This window comes from Natronincola ferrireducens (genome assembly GCF_900100845.1).
Lineage (GTDB): Bacteria > Bacillota > Clostridia > Peptostreptococcales > Natronincolaceae > Natronincola_B > Natronincola_B ferrireducens.
The window spans coordinates 79423-97584 of the sequence record NZ_FNFP01000007.1 but is presented as its reverse complement, the minus strand read 5'-3'; the positions used below and the strand labels follow the sequence as shown (position 1 = coordinate 97584).

General features: G+C 35.7%; 20 protein-coding genes, 1 rRNA gene and 1 riboswitch. Of the genes, 6 read left to right on the top strand and 15 right to left on the bottom strand.

Annotated elements, in window-relative coordinates; genetic code table 11:
• From BLS22_RS12515 to ribD, 7 genes are all read right to left on the bottom strand, one after another.
• Positions 1-69 (bottom strand): 16S ribosomal RNA (locus BLS22_RS12515); the annotation flags it as partial.
• A gap of 498 nt (positions 70-567) precedes the next feature.
• Positions 568-909 (bottom strand): hypothetical protein, encoded by a 342-nt coding sequence (locus BLS22_RS12510; protein ID WP_090554221.1) that lies wholly within the window; start codon positions 907-909, stop codon positions 568-570.
• A 4-nt stretch (positions 910-913) separates the two neighbouring features.
• Positions 914-2227 carry a DUF1576 domain-containing protein gene (locus BLS22_RS12505; protein ID WP_090554218.1) on the bottom strand — a complete coding sequence of 438 codons (1314 nt, stop codon included), beginning with the start codon at positions 2225-2227 and terminating at the stop codon, positions 914-916.
• Positions 2228-2631: 404 nt separating this feature from the next.
• Positions 2632-3096 carry a 6,7-dimethyl-8-ribityllumazine synthase gene (gene ribH, locus BLS22_RS12500; protein ID WP_090554216.1) on the bottom strand — a complete coding sequence of 155 codons (465 nt, stop codon included), beginning with the start codon at positions 3094-3096 and terminating at the stop codon, positions 2632-2634.
• Between the two features lie 3 nt (positions 3097-3099).
• A complete protein-coding gene (locus tag BLS22_RS12495) occupies positions 3100-4314 on the bottom strand; it encodes a bifunctional 3,4-dihydroxy-2-butanone-4-phosphate synthase/GTP cyclohydrolase II (protein ID WP_090554212.1) in 1215 nt (404 codons plus the stop codon).
• Positions 4315-4326: 12 nt separating this feature from the next.
• Positions 4327-4980: a riboflavin synthase gene (locus BLS22_RS12490; RefSeq protein WP_090554209.1), complete on the bottom strand. Its 654-nt coding sequence runs from the start codon at positions 4978-4980 to the stop codon at positions 4327-4329.
• Positions 4962-6083, bottom strand: a complete 1122-nt coding sequence (gene ribD, locus BLS22_RS12485) for a bifunctional diaminohydroxyphosphoribosylaminopyrimidine deaminase/5-amino-6-(5-phosphoribosylamino)uracil reductase RibD (protein ID WP_090554206.1) — start codon at positions 6081-6083, stop codon at positions 4962-4964. The genes BLS22_RS12490 and ribD overlap by 19 nt, the downstream gene beginning before the upstream one ends.
• 158 nt (positions 6084-6241) lie before the next feature.
• A riboswitch (FMN riboswitch) is annotated at positions 6242-6368 on the bottom strand.
• A 150-nt stretch (positions 6369-6518) separates the two neighbouring features.
• On the opposite strand from ribD, the gene ytaF reads away from it, so the two are divergent.
• The 4 genes from ytaF (at position 6519) to BLS22_RS12465 (ending at position 9627) form a co-directional block, all read left to right on the top strand.
• Positions 6519-7157 carry a sporulation membrane protein YtaF gene (gene ytaF / locus BLS22_RS12480; RefSeq protein ID WP_090554203.1) on the top strand — a complete coding sequence of 213 codons (639 nt, stop codon included), beginning with the start codon at positions 6519-6521 and terminating at the stop codon, positions 7155-7157.
• 107 nt (positions 7158-7264) lie between these two features.
• Positions 7265-7636, top strand: a complete 372-nt coding sequence (locus tag BLS22_RS12475; RefSeq protein ID WP_090554200.1) for a DUF1622 domain-containing protein — start codon at positions 7265-7267, stop codon at positions 7634-7636.
• A 65-nt stretch (positions 7637-7701) separates the two neighbouring features.
• A complete protein-coding gene (locus tag BLS22_RS12470; protein ID WP_090554197.1) occupies positions 7702-8970 on the top strand; it encodes a putative manganese transporter in 1269 nt (422 codons plus the stop codon).
• A gap of 60 nt (positions 8971-9030) precedes the next feature.
• Positions 9031-9627, top strand: a complete 597-nt coding sequence (locus tag BLS22_RS12465; protein WP_090554194.1) for a flavodoxin family protein — start codon at positions 9031-9033, stop codon at positions 9625-9627.
• Between the two features lie 50 nt (positions 9628-9677).
• Here BLS22_RS12465 and BLS22_RS12460 read toward each other — a convergent pair whose 3' ends face one another.
• The 4 genes from BLS22_RS12460 to BLS22_RS12445 all read right to left on the bottom strand — a co-directional run bounded on the left by BLS22_RS12460 (position 9678) and on the right by BLS22_RS12445 (position 13244).
• Positions 9678-10217 (bottom strand): peroxiredoxin, encoded by a 540-nt coding sequence (locus BLS22_RS12460; protein ID WP_090554191.1) that lies wholly within the window; start codon positions 10215-10217, stop codon positions 9678-9680.
• A gap of 166 nt (positions 10218-10383) precedes the next feature.
• Positions 10384-12537, bottom strand: coding sequence for a heavy metal translocating P-type ATPase (locus BLS22_RS12455; RefSeq protein ID WP_090554189.1), 2154 nt, complete (start codon positions 12535-12537; stop codon positions 10384-10386).
• A gap of 28 nt (positions 12538-12565) precedes the next feature.
• Positions 12566-12925, bottom strand: a complete 360-nt coding sequence (locus BLS22_RS12450; RefSeq protein ID WP_090554187.1) for an ArsR/SmtB family transcription factor — start codon at positions 12923-12925, stop codon at positions 12566-12568.
• A 124-nt stretch (positions 12926-13049) separates the two neighbouring features.
• Complete coding sequence (locus tag BLS22_RS12445) at positions 13050-13244, bottom strand: small, acid-soluble spore protein, H family (protein WP_090554184.1); 195 nt, start codon at positions 13242-13244, stop codon at positions 13050-13052.
• Between the two features lie 327 nt (positions 13245-13571).
• Between BLS22_RS12445 and BLS22_RS12440 the strand changes: the two genes are divergently transcribed.
• Positions 13572-14753, top strand: coding sequence for an FprA family A-type flavoprotein (locus tag BLS22_RS12440; protein WP_090554181.1), 1182 nt, complete (start codon positions 13572-13574; stop codon positions 14751-14753).
• Positions 14754-15046: 293 nt separating this feature from the next.
• Here BLS22_RS12440 and BLS22_RS12435 read toward each other — a convergent pair whose 3' ends face one another.
• Together BLS22_RS12435 and BLS22_RS12430 are read right to left on the bottom strand one after the other, a co-directional pair.
• A complete protein-coding gene (locus BLS22_RS12435) occupies positions 15047-15427 on the bottom strand; it encodes a DUF4363 family protein (RefSeq protein WP_090554178.1) in 381 nt (126 codons plus the stop codon).
• Positions 15424-16122 carry a YetF domain-containing protein gene (locus tag BLS22_RS12430; protein WP_090554175.1) on the bottom strand — a complete coding sequence of 233 codons (699 nt, stop codon included), beginning with the start codon at positions 16120-16122 and terminating at the stop codon, positions 15424-15426. The genes BLS22_RS12435 and BLS22_RS12430 overlap by 4 nt, the downstream gene beginning before the upstream one ends.
• A 322-nt stretch (positions 16123-16444) precedes the next feature.
• On the opposite strand from BLS22_RS12430, the gene BLS22_RS12425 reads away from it, so the two are divergent.
• Positions 16445-16801 (top strand): ArsR/SmtB family transcription factor, encoded by a 357-nt coding sequence (locus BLS22_RS12425; RefSeq protein ID WP_090554172.1) that lies wholly within the window; start codon positions 16445-16447, stop codon positions 16799-16801.
• 22 nt (positions 16802-16823) lie between these two features.
• On the opposite strand, the gene BLS22_RS12420 is transcribed toward BLS22_RS12425, so the two are convergent.
• A complete protein-coding gene (locus BLS22_RS12420; protein ID WP_090554169.1) occupies positions 16824-17009 on the bottom strand; it encodes a hypothetical protein in 186 nt (61 codons plus the stop codon).
• On the bottom strand, positions 17000-17938 hold the full coding sequence (locus tag BLS22_RS12415; protein ID WP_090554166.1) for a S66 peptidase family protein: 939 nt from the start codon (positions 17936-17938) through the stop codon (positions 17000-17002). Before BLS22_RS12415 ends, BLS22_RS12420 begins: the two co-directional genes overlap by 10 nt.
• Between the last annotated feature and the right edge of the window lie 224 nt (positions 17939-18162).

Genomic DNA, 18162 nt, shown 5'->3' with positions numbered 1-18162 from the left:
TCGCTCGACTTGCATGTGTTAGGCACGCCGCCAGCGTTCATCCTGAGCCAGGATCAAACTCTTAATAAAAAATTTCTGGGTTCCATCTTTTTGATGGATGTATTTTGCTGGCTTAATATCTATACTGTTTAATTTTCAAGGACCTTCTTCATTTTCTTCTTCGCCGCCTCTTAGTGACGACCTTTACTACTATATCATGTTCAAGATGTTATGTCAACACTTTTTTAAAGTTTTTCTTAATCTCTTTTTTTCTAAGTGTTAACTTATCTCCCGTCACCCCTCAACTTCCGGCGACTTTTACTACTATATCAGAATCCTTTTCCTCTGTCAATACTTTTTTAGGAGTTTTTTTGAAGGCTTGTATTCTTTGTTGAAAAACAGGCTTCCCAACAGCAACCTCTGTGACAGCGGAATATAAATATAACATGATCTTTAAAACATGTCAAGGCTATTGAATGTAAAAACATAGCAATGCTGCCATGAAACCCAATATCTCGGCCAATCTAGTTATAAAAAGACTCCCTAGGGCACTGCCCTAGGGAGTCTTAAAATCATTTGAATTAGCTTCTATTTCTTTCTTGTAACTGTAATCCGTAATTCACCATTACTTATATCTATATCTCCATTATCAACTAAAGCTCCTAATAAGATTAACTCTTGATAGTGATCGTTCACCCCTACAAGTTCCCAATAGTATTCTTCAAATTCTTCTTGTCGCGGATGATTTAAAAATTCATTTAACTCTTCCAGTTCTTCCACTGGAGGTTTTTTGCATTCTCCCTGTAGACTTATCTTTATTTCTTTTTCTTCATAACAAAAGTCAATCTCAAATTTTGTTATGCCTAACTTAAAGTAGAAAGCAATTAGTTCATCTACAATTTTAATCGCCTTCATTTTATCATGTGTCAAAAGATTATTCCTCCTTTTTAAATTTAAAGGAATCAATTATTGGCACAAGGACAGCGGCCACCATACCTCCTGAAAAACCATTGTTGTATAGATTCATGCCTCCGTGTAAATATCCAATATTCATTACCATAGCCATGTGTAAAAATCCTGCAATAATTCCACTCTTCCACCCAAATTGTCCTGCTATAGGTGCAAGGGTGGTACCAAATAACGCTGCCAATAGAGCTCCTGTAGAATTGGTATCCCATATTTGGAATAAGGAAGCGATATATACTCCTATTAATATAGGTATTATATTTTTAGTATGCTTCCCAAAAGCTCCAAATCCTACTACCGTAAAAATCCCACCAATAATTGGTCCATTTAATTGACCCTTCACCAATAATACATATCCCGTTGTAACAACTCCTAATAATCCCATGTTGATAAAGCTCAATCCAAATCCATTTAAGCTAACAAAGTCCGCTACCAATCTTCCTGAGTGCTGTAAGAGACGCTTGTATCCTTTAAAATTCCTATTGTTAAATAAAAGTCCTATAATAAGCATCGAGGCAAACATGATAAATAAATAGATTCCTAATACATAGTTATGCCCTTCTGCTACAATTAATGTCGGTGGATTTTGGAGATTAAAGGCTCTGAAAAGTGCCATAAAAAAGGTTCCTACCATACCACATGTAAATCCCATGTTGTATAAGTTAAAACCTTGATGGAACTTTACAAAATGAGTAGCCAATGGTGGAAGTATGAATCCCGCTACAACACCTATTAAACTACCTAAAACAATCCCATTAATAGAAGAAAAACCAAATCCAAAGCTAACTTGACTAATCATTGGTCCTAAAGCAGTTCCGAATAATGCTATCAAAATAAACTTGCTGAACTTCTCTTGTTGGTAAACAGAATGTAAATATACCCCTAGGATAATTCCCCAGATGTTGTATATATTCTTCCCGAAAAGTGCAAATCCACCTATAGTTAAAATAGCTGCAATAATAGGGCCATTCATATGCACTTTATTAACTCTTACAATAAAAATAGCTGCTAGCATTAATAATCCACTGTTAAATAATGCTGCTCCAATACTACCTACTGCCATGTAATCTGTCACTAATATACTAGGTGCGATTACAATATTTCTCATGCCCCCTATAATTTCAGCAGGACTATTAAAGGCAAAAGCGGATAGTAAAATAAAAGCTGCATAAGCAAAAATAATTAAAAATTTAATTTTTTCATCAACCTCTATAACTTCCGTTGCCATCTCTTCACTACTTCCTTTAGGTGTTCTCACCTGCAATTCTACTGATTTATCCATCATTGTACCCCCTTATCGTCTGCATTAAACATAGTTTCTTTTTTAACAATCATTATTTTCTGAATTTTTCGTTAAATATTCAGAAAATTCCTTCTAATCTTTGATTTGACTCTGTGTTTCAAAAAGGTTTTAGCTTTTAAATTCTTTGAACCCTTCATAATAGAGAATCATTATTAATATTATTATGAAATTGGTTAGTATTTTAACATTAATATTATATGTTATATCAAGCAAAAATTCAACTAAATCTAAAAAATGGTAGAAGATCAAAAGGAGACACTCGGTGTCTCCTAGGTTATTAACAAAATTATATTTATTAAGCAAGCTTAATTACAATGCAATACCAAATGATTGGCAAGGTTAGAATGAGTTTTGTTTAATAATGTAGGAATTAAGATAAGTTGTTATCCAATAGTTTTTAATAGGTTAACCATTTCTATAGCCGTCACTGCTGCTTCAAAGCCTTTATTACCGGCCTTTGTTCCTGCTCTTTCTATTGCTTGCTCGATGGTATCTGTGGTAAGGACACCAAATATTACTGGTACTTCTAATTCTAAACCCACTTGAGCTACTCCTTTTGTCACTTCATTGGCTACATAATCAAAGTGAGGTGTATTACCTCTAATAACTGCTCCTAAACAAATTACAGCATCGTACCCACCTGACTTGGCCATCTTTTTTGCTACAAGAGGAATTTCAAAAGCTCCTGGCACCCAGCTAATAGTTACATCATCTTCTTTTCCTCCATGCCTTCTTATGGCATCCAACGCTCCATCTAATAATTTACCTCCTATAAATTCATTGAACCTTCCAATAACAATACCAAATTTCAAATCCTTACTAGTTAATTGTCCTTCTAATACCTTCATGTTTTATTTCTCCTCCTTAAATTTTAGTAAATGTCCCATTTTATCTTGTTTTGTTCTTAAGTAGTGCTCATTTCTTTCATTATGATTCATTTGAATAGGTACCCTATCCACGATTTCTAAGTCGTAACCAGCTAAACCTATCAGTTTTTTAGGATTATTCGTCAATAGTTTGATCTTTTTTATCCCTATATCCTTTAATATCTGGGCCCCTACTCCATATTCCCGCATATCCTCGGGAAACCCTAAAGCAAGATTTGCTTCTACTGTATCGTAACCTTCATCCTGCAGGGCATAGGCCTTTAGCTTGTTAATCAATCCAATACCTCTCCCCTCCTGACGCATATAGAGCAGTACACCTTTACCTTCTTCATTAATCTTTTTCATTGCTGCATCAAATTGTTCACCACAATCACACCTTAAAGATCCAAAGGCATCTCCTGTTAAGCATTCAGAGTGGACCCTTACTAACACAGGTTTATCTTCTGTGATTTCTCCCTTTACCAAGGCTACATGATGTTCATTGTTTATGCTGTTTTCATAGCCTATTATTTTGAAATCCCCATGTTTAGTAGGCATATGGGCTTCTGTCACCCGTTGAATTAATTTTTCATTTTTTCTTCTATAAGCTATTAAATCAGCTATCGTAATAATTTTTAATTTATGCTCCTTAACAAACTCCATTAACTCTGGAACCCTAGCCATCGTTCCATCCTCACTCATAATTTCACAAATAACTCCCGCAGGATATAGACCTGCTAGTCTAGCTAGGTCCACTGAAGCTTCAGTATGACCAGAACGACTTAATACACCACCCTGTTTTGCTGCCAATGGGAAAATATGTCCTGGCTTTTTAAAATCCCCAGGCTTTGCATCATTAGATACGGCTTTTAGAATTGTAAAAGCCCTTTCATAAGCAGAAATTCCTGTTGTAGTCTCCACAGCATCAATGGAGATTGTAAAAGCTGTTCCATGATCATCCGTATTATTTTGCACCATTTGAGGAAGTTGCAGTGTTTTTAGCTTTTCTTCCAACATCGGTAAGCAGATCAGTCCTCTACCATACTTAGCCATAAAATTAATGGTTTCTGGTGTAATACATTGAGCTGCTGTAACTAAATCCCCTTCATTCTCTCTATCCTCATCATCCACCACAACAATCATTTTTCCATCTTTGATATCCTGTATTGCTTCTTCAATTGTATTGAATTGGAATTGCATTTTTCTCCTCCTTTATCGTATAAATCCATGTTCTGCTAAAAAATCCATTGAAATATCCTTCTTTTCCTCTTTTCCCTTTGTAAATAGCATCAGCTTTTCTATATATTTTGCCACCATATCACACTCCAAATTAACTAGTTCTCCAACCCCTTTGTTGATCAAGGTTGTTTCATCTCGAGTATGGGGGATAATAGAAACCTTAAAAGATGCTTCTTCAACATGGGCTACCGTCAGACTCACCCCATCTATGGTGATAGAACCCTTTAAAACAATATACTTCAGGAGTTCAGGGCTTGTACTAACCGTTACCCATACAGCATTATCCTCTTTCTCATAATGGGTAATGATCCCCACATCGTCAATATGACCACTAACAATGTGTCCCCCCAACCTATCTCCCACCGCAACGGCCCTCTCTAAATTAACTAAACTGCCGGTTTTGAGATTTTTCAAGTTGCTTCGTCTCATGGTTTCTGCCATAACATCCACCCTAAAGCTTGAGGTATCAAAGTGATTTACTGTTAAACATACACCATTGGTCGCTATACTATCTCCTAGTTTCACATCCTCCAAAACCCTATGGCCCTCAATCACAATACTGGCTCCAGTTCCACTTTTGTGTATTCCTTTGATCCTACCAATTTCTTCTATAATTCCTGTGAACATATGGCTTCCTTCCTCCTAATATATCCTTCAATGAGAATATCTCTTTGAAACTGCTGTATGCCAATATTCTCTACAATAAAAGCATCTTTTATTAAGCTTTTACCTATTCCTTCTACAGGTGTGATAGCAGCTTGACCACCTATGATTTTAGGAGCAATAAAAGATAACATCTTATCTACAATTCCTGCTTCTAGTGTTGAATAGTTCAATGTACCTCCTCCTTCTAGAAGGATACTATCTATCTTTTGCTGTCCTAGCTTTATCATTAGATCTTCAAGGTCTACCTTGCCGTCCCTTCCTTTAGTCTTAAGGATCTGTACCCCTAATGTCCGTAATTTATCTATTTTGTCTTTTGATGCTTCTTCTGTAGTTACTATAATTGTAGATTGTTCCTTAGCAGTCTTTACTACATTGGCGTGGAGGGGGGTCCTTAATTTGCTATCTACAATAATTCTTGTGGGATGCCTTACTTCTTTATTTAGAATTCTAGTATTAAGCTGAGGGTTATCCTGCAACACAGTACCTACACCTACCATAATTCCTGCTACCCTATTCCTGATATGATGAACATAGGCTCTAGCATCCTCGGCGGTTATCCATTTAGAATCTCCTTCAGTAGTGGCTATTTTGCCATCTAGTGTCATGGCGGTTTTTAAAATACAGAAAGGCTTTTCTGTAGTAATATATTTAATGAAAACTTCATTTAATTTCTTAGCCTCTTCCTCCATTACTCCCGTCACCACTTCTATGCCATGTTCTCTTAATATCCTAATCCCCTTTCCTGCCACCTGAGGATTGGGGTCCTCCATAGCAATTACTACCCTGCTTATTTTGCTTTTTATAATGGCTTCAACGCAAGGAGGGGTTTTTCCATAATGAGAACAGGGCTCTAGGCTAACATACATCGTAGCGCCTTTTGCAGTATAGTCAATTTTTTTAAGAGCATCTACCTCTGCATGATCTCCACCATAATAATGATGATAACCTTCTGCTACTAGATATCCATCCTTGACAATAACAGCTCCCACTAAGGGGTTTGGTCTTGTTTTGCCCCATCCTAGCTTTGCCAAATCTAAGGCTTTTCCCATATAATATTTTTCCATAACACCACCTCCAGCTATCTCTTCTTTTGTTATTTTTTCTTTTTAGGCAAAATAAAATACCCTGATGTTTTCTTTCAGGGTATAATGTACATTCTTTATATTGATATATAATACTTTTGCATAGGAAACAGAACGTATTATGTATCTCCAATATAATGATTTACTTTCTCCCATCCAGACTATACTGTCGGCTCTGGAATCACACCAGATCAGCCACTAAGGCTCGCGGGCTTCGTATAAAACGTTACCGCCGGTGGGGAATTTCACCCCGCCCTGAAAGTATTTAAATAAGTGATTATATAATTTTAAAGCTATCCTATCATAACTTTCTTTTTTTTACAACATTTTTCACACAAAACACTAGGGAAAATTTTGTAACCCCCCATGGGTTTCTACATACTATAATAAAAGGATATGCAATGGGGGAGGGATTAGATGTTTGAAGGTCTTTTAATTGCAATAGCCATTAGCATGGACAGTTTAAGTGTAGGCATCGCTTACGGTATTAAAAATATTAGAGTTCCTCTGCGCTCTCTTGTTATATTGGACCTCATTTCAGTTTCACTTTTAAGTGTAGGTTTTTTTGCTGGTAATCTTTTAACAAGGCTAGTTCCTCAAATAGCCATGGATTTAGTGGGAGCTGGTATTTTGATTGTCATTGGTCTTTGGTTTACCATTCAAGGATGGTTGAATTATAAATATCCTAAGGAAAAGGTTCAAGAACCTACCTCTATTGCTGTTATTAGTATTAATTCTTTAGGCATAGCCATTAATGTGTTGAGGGACCCTTCAAAGGTAGATTTAGACATTTCGGGAGTTATTGATACAAAGGAGGCTATTTTACTAGGGATTGCTCTAGCTATCGATTCCTTAGCTATAGGTATCGCTGTTTCTCTTTCTTCCATTTCTATTATCTTGTTTACATTATTATTGGTGGCGATTGTTAATCTAGTTTTTTTACTGTCGGGGATTTGTATTGGTAAAAAGTATATTGTCAGCAAATTAAAAGAAACAACCTCTTTTATCCCAGGGTGTATATTAATTGTTTTAGCCATCACTAGATTAGCAACATAATGTATGACCATAAAACAGTCCTACTGGTGAAATCAGTAGGACTTTAAATTGTATTGAAGAGATTGGACATACTATTAACATAAGACAACTAGACCTAGGAGGATACCATGTTAGAAGATTTCATCGAAGTAGTAGCCCACTACGCCATAGGCACTTTAGAATTAATCGGTATATTTATTATAGGTTATACTGCTTTAAGGAGTTTTCTCAAGTACGTTAAAGAAAAGCTAACATTTAATGATACCTGTATTAAGATTGAATTAGCAAAGGGACTAGCTTTAGGGCTGGAGTTTAAATTGGGGGGTGAAATATTAAGAACAATTTTGGTGCGGACAATGGATGATATAAAAATATTGGGTACGATCATTATTCTCCGACTTATTCTAACCTTTGTAATCCATTGGGAAATCTCCTCCGAGCTCCATCAAGAGGAGGAAATAAAGAAGTTTGCAGAAAATCGCAGAAAAAATAAACCCTAAAGGTTGCTACCTTGACTTAAAAGGGGGTATAATTTGAATACAGATAAAAGAGGGGAGGTATTTTCTTGTTTGAAGTTATTTTAGATTTAGTGATACGCAGTATGGAGGATGCATTTCTAGAAGTAGGGATTTTTGTAGGTTTTGTTCTTTTATTATTTGGATTTATTAATTTCAAAAAATCTGGTGCCTTTATTGCCTCCATAGAAAAATCAAAGAAATGGCAACCTGTCCTAGGAGCCTTATTGGGTCTCACACCTGGATGTGGTGGTGCCATTTTCATTATGCCTTTATTTTTTAAAAATGCTGTTACCTTTGGTACGGTTATAGCTACTTTGGTGGCCACCATGGGAGATTCTGCATTTGTATTGATTGCCAGTCACCCCTTTCATTATATTATCGTTAGTCTAATGTCTTTGATTGTTGGTATTATCACAGGGTATGCTGTAGATCAAACAAATTTAGGTGCAAGTATTCTCACAAAATATAAGAAAAGGCAAAAAACCAAGGAGGAAGTGAAAAAACATCATGCAGATGCTGACCATTCATCCCTCCATTATGAATGTAATCAATTTAGCGGGTGTAAAAATGATTTCATTACCCATATAGGTCATGATGAGGGTGATGAGATTGACTTATTGCTTCATCATAAATTAAAGGGACACCAAAATCATGATACTTTAGGATACAAAGTTACCCATAAGGGTTTCTTTATGTACTGGCTTGTATTGGCAATAGCTTTGCCCTTTGGAGTAGGTGAATTATTCCAATTTGATTTAGGAGAAGCTATTGGCTTAAATATAAATATAGCAGGAGCTTTAGGGGTTATAGGAACTATTTTTTCTATTGTGATGATGATTGCAAGCAAGAAGTTTTTAGGAGATGATACCCATGAGGAAACAGAGTTAAAGGCCATGTCTTTAAAGGAAACCATCATCCATAATGCTCAAGACACAGCTTTTGTTATCACTTGGGTATTTGTTGGATTTTTAGCCTATGAACTGTTGGTGTTGGGTATCGGTGGTGGCGATTATGGAATTGGAGAAAATATGATTGAAACTGCATTGTTGACTACGGGAATTTTTTCTGTTTTTATAGCAGCCTCTATAGGTATCATTCCGGGATGCGGTCCTCAGATTATATTTGTTACCTTATTCACAAGGGACCTTGTTCCCTTTGCAGCCCTATTTGCCAATGCTATTTCTCAAGATGGTGATGCATTATTACCTTTGATTGCTATCGATCGTCCTTCTGCCCTATGGGCCACGGTTATTACTACAGTCCCAGGTATTGTTTTTGGTCTACTGGTATATTGGTTTGAAATTCAATTTTTTTAACAAATAAAATTATATGCAAAAAAGCCTTAAATTTTTCATACATAATAGGAGGTATATACTATGTTAAGAGTTTTAGCAATTGTAGGTAGTCCTAGGAAGGGGAAAAACAATGATACTTTAGTCCATGAGATGCTAAAGGGAATAGAAGAAACTTCTATAGAACCTATTACTATAGATAAGCTATATGCCGATAGGTTGAACATTAGCCCATGTAAAGCCTGTGGCGGCTGTGGTCGAAAGCGGGGATGTGTTTTAAAGGATGATATGGGGGAGGTTTATGAAAAGTTTGATCAAGCGGATATTGTTATTTTGTCTTCTCCTCTTTATTTCAATAGCATCAGTGCTCAAGTAAAAACCATTATCGATCGTAATCAAGCAATATGGTCGAGTAAATATATATTAAATGATTCTTTAATCAATAAAAGTAAAAAGCGTATAGGATATTTTATTTGCACTGCTGGTATGCCTGAAGAACCCCATCTTTTTGATGCCACCCTTCCTATTATGGAGCTTTTCTTTAAATCCATTAACACAGACCATGAAGGAAATCTTTTTGTTGCTAATGTAGATGAAAAGTCTGTTATGGAAAGAAAGGAAAGCTTAGAAAAGGCCTATAGTATAGGCTCAGATTTAGTAGGTAAAATGAAAGCTTTATAAATTTAAAGGGAGCGAATTTCGCTCCCTCTTTATTGCTGTTGATATTATTCCTATAGATGTTCGTCTCCTGGTTCCCAGTCAATGGGACATAACCCACCAGATTGCAGACCTTGAAGCACTCTTATCGTCTCATCAACACTTCTTCCAACATTTAAATCATGTACTACAGAATATCTTAAAATACCCTCTGGATCGATGATAAATAATCCTCTCAAAGCAATACCTTCTTCTTCAATTAAGATTCCATAATCTCTGGCTACTTTTTGCGTCATATCAGATGCCAATGGGAAAGCTAGCTGTCCCAACCCACCTTTATCTTGAGCTGTATTGATCCATGCCTTATGGGAATGCTCACTATCTGTACTTACACCCAATACGTCAGCGTTCATTTTCCTAAAATCTTCAATTTTCTTATTGAAACCAGTAATTTCTGTTGGGCAAACAAAGGTAAAGTCCAATGGATAAAAGAACATTACCAACCACTTTCCTTTGTAATCATCTAAAGATACCCTTCCAAATTCTTGTCCTTCACCATCTACTGTTTTCATTTCAAAATAGGGTGCTTGAACACCAACTAATCTTTCTGTCATTTGTTTACCTCCTATAATTTTAAGTTTTCACTTTATTTTTCTTAGACATTATCGTCAATTTATATATTCCCCCAAAACCTATCTTTAAACACAAAATTATTCTTTTTTAAAAAATGTTTTTAGTTGATAATATATATTGTTATGGTGAAAAAAGATATAGCCTTAGCTATATCTCAAATTTGCTTTTTAATAATCTCATACCATTTAATATAACGATAATTGATGCTCCTGTATCAGCAAAGACCGCCATCCACAGGTTAGCTCTACCCATAAATGTCAATGTTAAAAATATTACCTTTACCAAGATGGAAAAGATAATGTTTTCAGTAATAATCCTTACAGTTTTCCGACTTAATAAAACTGTATAGGCCAGTTTGTCTAAAGCATCCCCCATTAATGCAATATCTGCTGTTTCTAAAGCTGCATCCGTACCAGCAACCCCCATGGCAATCCCTACCGATGCCGTTGCTAAAGCCGGAGTGTCATTGATGCCATCCCCTACCATTGCTACTTTTCCATATTGTTTTTCTAAGCTTTTTATTGCTTCTAGCTTATCTTGAGGTAGCAGTTCACTTTTAAAATCATCTATTCCTACTGTTTTCGCTACAGCTGCTGCAGTATTATGATGGTCTCCCGTCAGCATGATTGCCTTTTCTACACCAGCCTTTTTTAGCCTTGCTATAGCATCTTTACTCATCTGCCTAACTTCGTCTGCCACCGTAAAAATACTAAGAATTTCTTCTTCATTCCCCAAAAGAATAACCGTTTTACCTTCCCCTTGATAATTCTCTATTCTCTTTTCTATAGCCTTTAAGCTTATTTTATTATCTTGAAATAATCTTATACTTCCTAAATAATAAGTCCTTCCCTCAATACTTCCTTTAATTCCCTTTCCTATCTGGGCTTCAAAATTATCCAGAGGTATATCTAGTTCAATGTCTTCTAGCCTAACCTCCTCTAAAAAGGCAGTTCCAATAGGATGCTCGGAACCCTTCTCTAAAGTAGCTGCAAGCTTTAAGGCAGTTTTTTTATCTACGTTATTGATGGTGTCTATATCTATAATAGATGGCTTTCCTAAGGTTAGGGTTCCTGTCTTATCAAAGGCTATAGCTTTAATTTTTCCTGTTTCTTCTAGATAGGCTCCTCCCTTAATAAGAATACCCTGCTTTGAAGCGTTACCAATAGCTGACACAATAGAAACTGGGGTAGAAATAACAAGGGCGCAGGGACAAGAAATAACCAAAAGGATTAAAGCCTTTTTCATCCATATTGAAAAATCACCTGCCCCTATTATAGGTGGTACAATGGCGATCATAATAGCTAATGCCACTACAATGGGGGTGTAATATTTAGCAAATTTATCAACGAACTGTTGAGAAGGTGCTTTTTGGGCTTGAGCCTCCTCCACCATATGCATAATTTTAGATAAGGTTGTATCCTCTGTTAATTTTGTCACCTTTATCTCCAGTAACCCCTGTTGGTTAATGGTTCCTGCAAACACGTCTTTTCCAAGCTTTTTTTCTACTGGTATAGATTCACCAGTGATAGGAGCCTGATTTACAAAGGAGTGTCCCTTTACTACCACACCATCTATCGGTATTTTTTCCCCTGGTTTGATAATAACTATATCTTCTAAAGTCAAATCTTCTACAGGAACAACCAATTCTCCACTAGAGGTTTTTAAAATGGCTTCTTTGGGAGCTAATTCCATCAGCTGGGCTATAGATTTCCTTGTTTTGTCCATTGTATAGGTTTGGAGGGTATTACCTACAGAGAATAAAAATACTACAGCAGCTCCCTCACTCCACTCTCCTAGAAACGCTGCTCCAATAGCTGCCACCAGCATTAGAAAGTTCATATCTAAGCTTAAGGACTTTGCTGCATAAAGTCCACTTTTGGCAATATGATAACCTCCTGTCATCATAGCTAGGGCAAAGAATACTTTAGACAAGTCTTTGTTACTGGTTGCAAAATATAAAACAAAGCCTAGGGTGATAAAAACACCAGAAATAAAGGTCATAATCGTCTTCTTATCGTGATACCATAAAGCTTCTTTTTTGTCTATACTATCTTTTTTCTTTTCCACCAGCCTACCTTCATGACCGGTTTCCTTTAACACCGTTAATACTTCCTCAACTTTTCCATCATAGGTAACATATAATTTAGAGGTGGAAAAGTTTAAGGTAGCCGCCTCTACGCCTTTAATTTTCAAAATTCTTCCCTCAACCTTCAGGGCACAATTGGGACAATCCACATCTTCCACTAAAAAAACATCTTGCTTTACTTTATCCGTCAGCTTAATTTTTTCTATGTTTTCCATTTATTTTCCCCCTTTGATTATAAGTAGTTTAACTATGTTGAATATGACTGAGACCTTCATCAAAAATTCTTTTGATATGATTATCATCTAGCGTGTAATAAACTACTTTTCCCTCCCTTCTGTATTTAACCAATCTTTTATTTTTTAAAATCCTTAATTGATGAGATACTGCCGACTGTTGAAGCTCTAAAACAGCTGCAATGTCACATACGCACATTTCTTTTTGAAATAAAATATAGAGGATTTTGATTCTAGTAGGATCTCCAAAAACCTTAAAAAATTCTGCCATATCTGTTAAAATTCTATCTTCTAACATTCTGCCCTTAACTTGTTTTACATCTTCCTCATGAATACACTGAACTTCACAAACATCTATTTCTTTTTTCATTTCACACCTCCAATTCATATGAATAAGTGTTCATATGTTTATATTTATATATTAACTCTTTGTTTTTATGGCGTCAATATGCTATCGAAATAATTTCAAAAAACAGGGTAGATAAATATCTTATCTACCCTATTACACCATTATCTACTAGCTTCTGAACAGCTACTTCTTTTTTCCCTTCTACAGCTTGGGGGCCTTGTTGAATTTCAGCTGTTTTATTATGGGGATTTAGTCCTGCTATCCATACAGCCTTTCCCTCATATAACACCTCAATATGATTTGATGAGTTAACAATTTCTTGAGCTCTTTTAAAATCCAAAGACTTCTCCTCCTTCTTTCTTTAAATTATTGTTATTCTGTCTCATTATAGTAATCTTTATAACTCTTTTGAAATTTTGTTATAGGGTGTTACCCTAAACAACAAGTTATGGAAATAATTGGGTTGTTTTTTTAGCTCCTTAGTACATTGATTTTAGTTTTTATTGGAAACAATATACAATGATAAGCTAATCCTTACTCAATAATTCTATAAACAATATTTCTACATCCCTTAACCAACATAATGTATAGGTTTTTACTTAAAATTTATTTCCATTTATCCCTAGGAGATATATTTTTACTAACTGTTTAAAGGAGGAATAAACAAATGGAGGCTTTTGAAATTAAGAATAAGATTTATTGGACTGGGGTGTTGGATCCTGATTTGGAAACCTTTGATATTATTATGAAAACCCCCTACGGTTCCACCTATAACTCCTATTTTATTGATGATGAAAAAAAGGTTTTAATCGATACGGTAAAGGCAAATTTTAAGGATGAGTATTTCAAAAAACTTGAAGAATTAACTAAAATCCAAGAGATTGATTATATTATTATCAATCATACAGAGCCAGATCATGCTGGAAGCTTGAAATATATTTTAGAAATTAATCCTAATGTAGAAGTCTTCTGTACAAAGGCAGCCAGTATTTTTCTACAGGAGCAAATAAATAGAGAGTTTAAATACCATGTTATTAAGGATGGAGAAAAATTAAACATTGGTAGTAGGGAGCTGACCTTTATCACTGCTCCCTTCCTTCACTGGTCTGATACAATGTTTGTTTATAGTGGATGTGATAGAACCCTTTTTTCCTGTGACTGTTTTGGTTCCCACTATTGTGGCATTGAGCCAGATATTGTTCATAAACCAGAATATGATGATGCTCTAAAGCATTATTATGACGCTATTATTCTCCCCTTTGCTCAGCACTTTTTAAAGGCCTATAGTAAGATACAGGATTTAGAAATAAAAATAATTCTCACATCCCATGGACCTATATTAAGAGGGAACCCTCAAGGGGCTATGGATAAATATGTAGCTTGGTCTACTAAAGAGATGGCTACAAGAAATCAAAACCAGGTTGCTGTATTTTACCTATCTGCCTACAGAAATACAGAAATGATGGCAGAAAAAATTAAAGAAGGCTTAGAATTCACTGGAGCCAAGGTAAGATTTATTGATGCTGAAAAGGAGGACATGAAGACAATACATTATGTAGTAAATACATCTAGGGGTATTCTTTTGGGTTCACCTACTATTAACAAAAGTATGGTGAAGCCTATGTGGGATCTTCTTTCCATAATTGACCCAATGGCCAATATGGGAAAGGTGGCAGGGGTATTTGGATCCTATGGCTGGAGTGGGGAAGGATTACAGATGGCTCATGACCTCCTAAGACAAATGGGATTCAAATTACCCTTTGAACCACTAGGTAAAAAATTTACACCCTCTGAGGAAACCTTGAAACAATGCTTCGAGCTTGGTAAAGCCTTTGCAGAAAAGATATAGATCTTGTATAAAACCCCCTATATCAGTTGAGATAGGGGGTTTTATCTACTTGCTTATGCTTACTTATATGCCGGTATGTTTAATAATTTATCTACTGTTACAAACTCATAGCCTTGAGATCTCAAGGTATGAATTATTTCAGGCAATACCGCTATTGTTGCAGCTCTACTATGGTTATCTCCACCAGTCTTTGTTTTATCCCAATTGTAGTTAAATCATTTTTATCAAGTAGCAGGCTTAATCATGTATAAGGTATAGAAATTATAATGAATTTTTCTATAATGGTTGATGCCCTATAGAATATTTTGTAACTTTAATGTCTGTTTATCTAAAATATGCTCAACTAAAAGCTTTAACTCTGCAACACCACCTAATGCTAAGCTTCTTTCTTCAATAGTTACGTACTTTTGAGTCCGGGCCAATATAATATCAATCATATCAATTTCGTAATGTTCCAAAAAACCTAACCATATTTTCTTTGTTTTGTCCCATTCTTTCATAACCCTTTCTATATGTTCTTGGGCTTCCTCCCAATTTTCTTGTGTAATAGATTTATCTAATTTTTCAATCATGTCAATGAATGTTTCAGCACTTTGATTGAGATAATAAGTAAAATAAAGGGAAGCAATAAAAAATACAACAAGAATCAATATAGTTATGACTACTACCTTCATTGACTCCCCCCCTGTTGTGAAGAATTCTGTTTCTTTTGGGCATAAAATATTCTTTCAGAGGATAAAAATCCAAAAAATACATCTTCTATTCTATCGATATTTTGCTGTTTTAATTGTCTACGAAGCCATTGATGATCAAAGCCACTTTTTTGTAAATTTTTTAAGATTAATTTTCCGTCAACAATTAGAGTAATGGGTAATTCTTCAGGCTGTAAATTAATACCTAGATCTTGAGCCATAGTATTTCTTTTTTCTACCTTAGGTATGATCGTCATTTGTCCATTGGTTTCTAATATAGCAAATTCTACATCACTTAGGTTGGGATAGTTTTTTGTTCTCAGCTGCTCTAGGAGATCATTCATATTAATCCGTAATCTCCTTACCTCTGACTGAACAATGTTTCCTTTATCAATAATAATACTGGGTTTACCACATATAATCTCCCGAAAGGTTTCGCTCTTTAAAGAAAAGTAGGACATAAGCACTTGGACAGATAATAGGGTTAATATAGGAATTACCCCATTCATTAAAGGAACACCTGTGTTTTCCATAGGTGTTGCAGCTAAATCGGCAATCATAATTGTAATAACCAGTTCAAAGGGTTGCATTTCTGCAATCTGTCTCTTTCCCATCATCCGCATCACCACCACTACTAAAGCATATAGTATAAGGGCCCTAATAAATACAATTAACATCTTTTTCACTCCTGACTTAAAAACGGTTTCCTTCCCTCACTTTTTTCTCTAGGGGAGCCTAAGTCCCCGACGATTGTTCAGCAAACAAACACCCCCTAAATTCATCAAAAAATTCCACAAGTTTTGTTTCCTTATTTATTATTACCATCTGCTAGTTTTATATAATAGATTTCTCTTATAGCTAAAGAACTCTTAATAATCCCCTTTGATCTCTTCCAGTAGCTAAAGATTTAAATACTGAAGTTCAATGATCTAAACAGCATCAAAGAAGTATGCTATAATATAAACACATATTTATATCATGATATAACGGAGGATAAGAATGGACTTCGAAATCATCTTTAAAGCTTTAGGAGAAGGAACCCGCATCAAGATTATTAAGCTATTGTCACTAAAACCTATGTACGTATGTGAGTTAGAGGGGATTTTAAATATGAGTCAGCCCCGCATATCCCAACATTTAAAAATATTGAAGTATGCAGATTTAGTAACTGTTAGAAAGGAAGGACAGCGGGCCATCTACTCTTTAAACAAAAGCTTTATGCATCAAGTTTTAGATGGATTTTCTGACTTCTTGCAAAAACCTTTAGAGGAATTAAAGGACTATTATGAAGAGAAGCTTCGTATTGAAGAGATAGAAAATGATCCAAATATTTCAATTTGTAAAAGCTGTAAGTAGATGCTGTAAATCTTTGATTTTCTCACAGTTGCTTAATGGAGGGGGAAATGACAAAATAATGATAGGCTTCCCCATCAATATTGCTTAATAGCTGGGCCCTTACCTCCTCCATCCCAAGTTCAGGATTTCGGTGGCAATTTCTTGTTACTTCTACTAACGACTTTTTTAAGGTTTCTACTTCCAGTGAAATTGAAGATTCTATAGCCATCCTATCGTAGCAGTTTCCTCGATAAATAATTTTCTTTCTGTTGCCTTTAGCCTTGCCTTAACACCAAAGGGTATGGTCACCTTAGGGGTACAATGACCTGCCTTTAGATTATAGATAGTAGGCTTCCCGTAGGGCACAATAATTTCTTTAAATACCTCCATTAAACTTAAGCTGTTCTGACGTTTCTTTGGTTCACAGTCGTTCCAATCTCCAAGTATAATGCCTGATGCCTCTTGCAGCTTTCCTGCTAGAGCTAACTGGGTCAGCATACGATCAACCCTATAGGGCTCCTCACCTATCTCCTCTAAAAACAATAGCTTTCCTTTTGTATCAATTTCATCCGGTGTTCCCATGGTAGCAGTAACTAAGGCTAGATTGCCTCCTGCAACTTCTCCCACAGCTTCCCCTTCAACAAGACATTCCATCTCTATACCTGCAGGATTTTCTATTGATCCCATTGCCTCAGGCTTAGTAATAGCCTTAAGGAAATACTCTTTAGAAAAATCATCTAAGCCTCCTGCAATATCACTGGCGGCCATTGGCCCATGGAAGGTGACAAGCTTACATCTTTGATTCATATAAAGATGTAGGGCTGTAATATCACTATAGCCTACGAAGACTTTAGGATTATTTTTTATAGCCGCTATATCTAGCTTATGTAACAATTTCATTGTACCATAGCCCCCCCTTAGGCAAATAATCCCCTGGACCTCTTGATCTAGAAACATATTGTTTAAATCCCTTGCCCTCACATCATCAGTACCGGCTAAATATCCATGAATTGCATGGCAGCTTTCTGTTAGCTTGACTTCATAGCCTAATGCCTTTAATTCCTGGAGGGCTGATTGTAGCTTCCCCTCTGGAGCTGGGCTGGCAGGTCCTATAATAGCAATTGTATCTCCCTTCTTTAACGCCTTTGGTTTAATCATTATCTATCGCCACCTTTACTTGAGATTTAAATAATAGGTAAAGGCTATAAAGTAACCTTTATTTTATAGTATGCATTTTTATGAGGCAAACATTAATGTTATTCTAACAAAGGCTGGTAAAATTGTGATTTATCTTTAAAATCCAACTTTTATACAATAAAGTATTGCAATAAAAAACTGACACCAGTTGAATACCAGTGTCAGATTCCTCTTATCTCACTCCC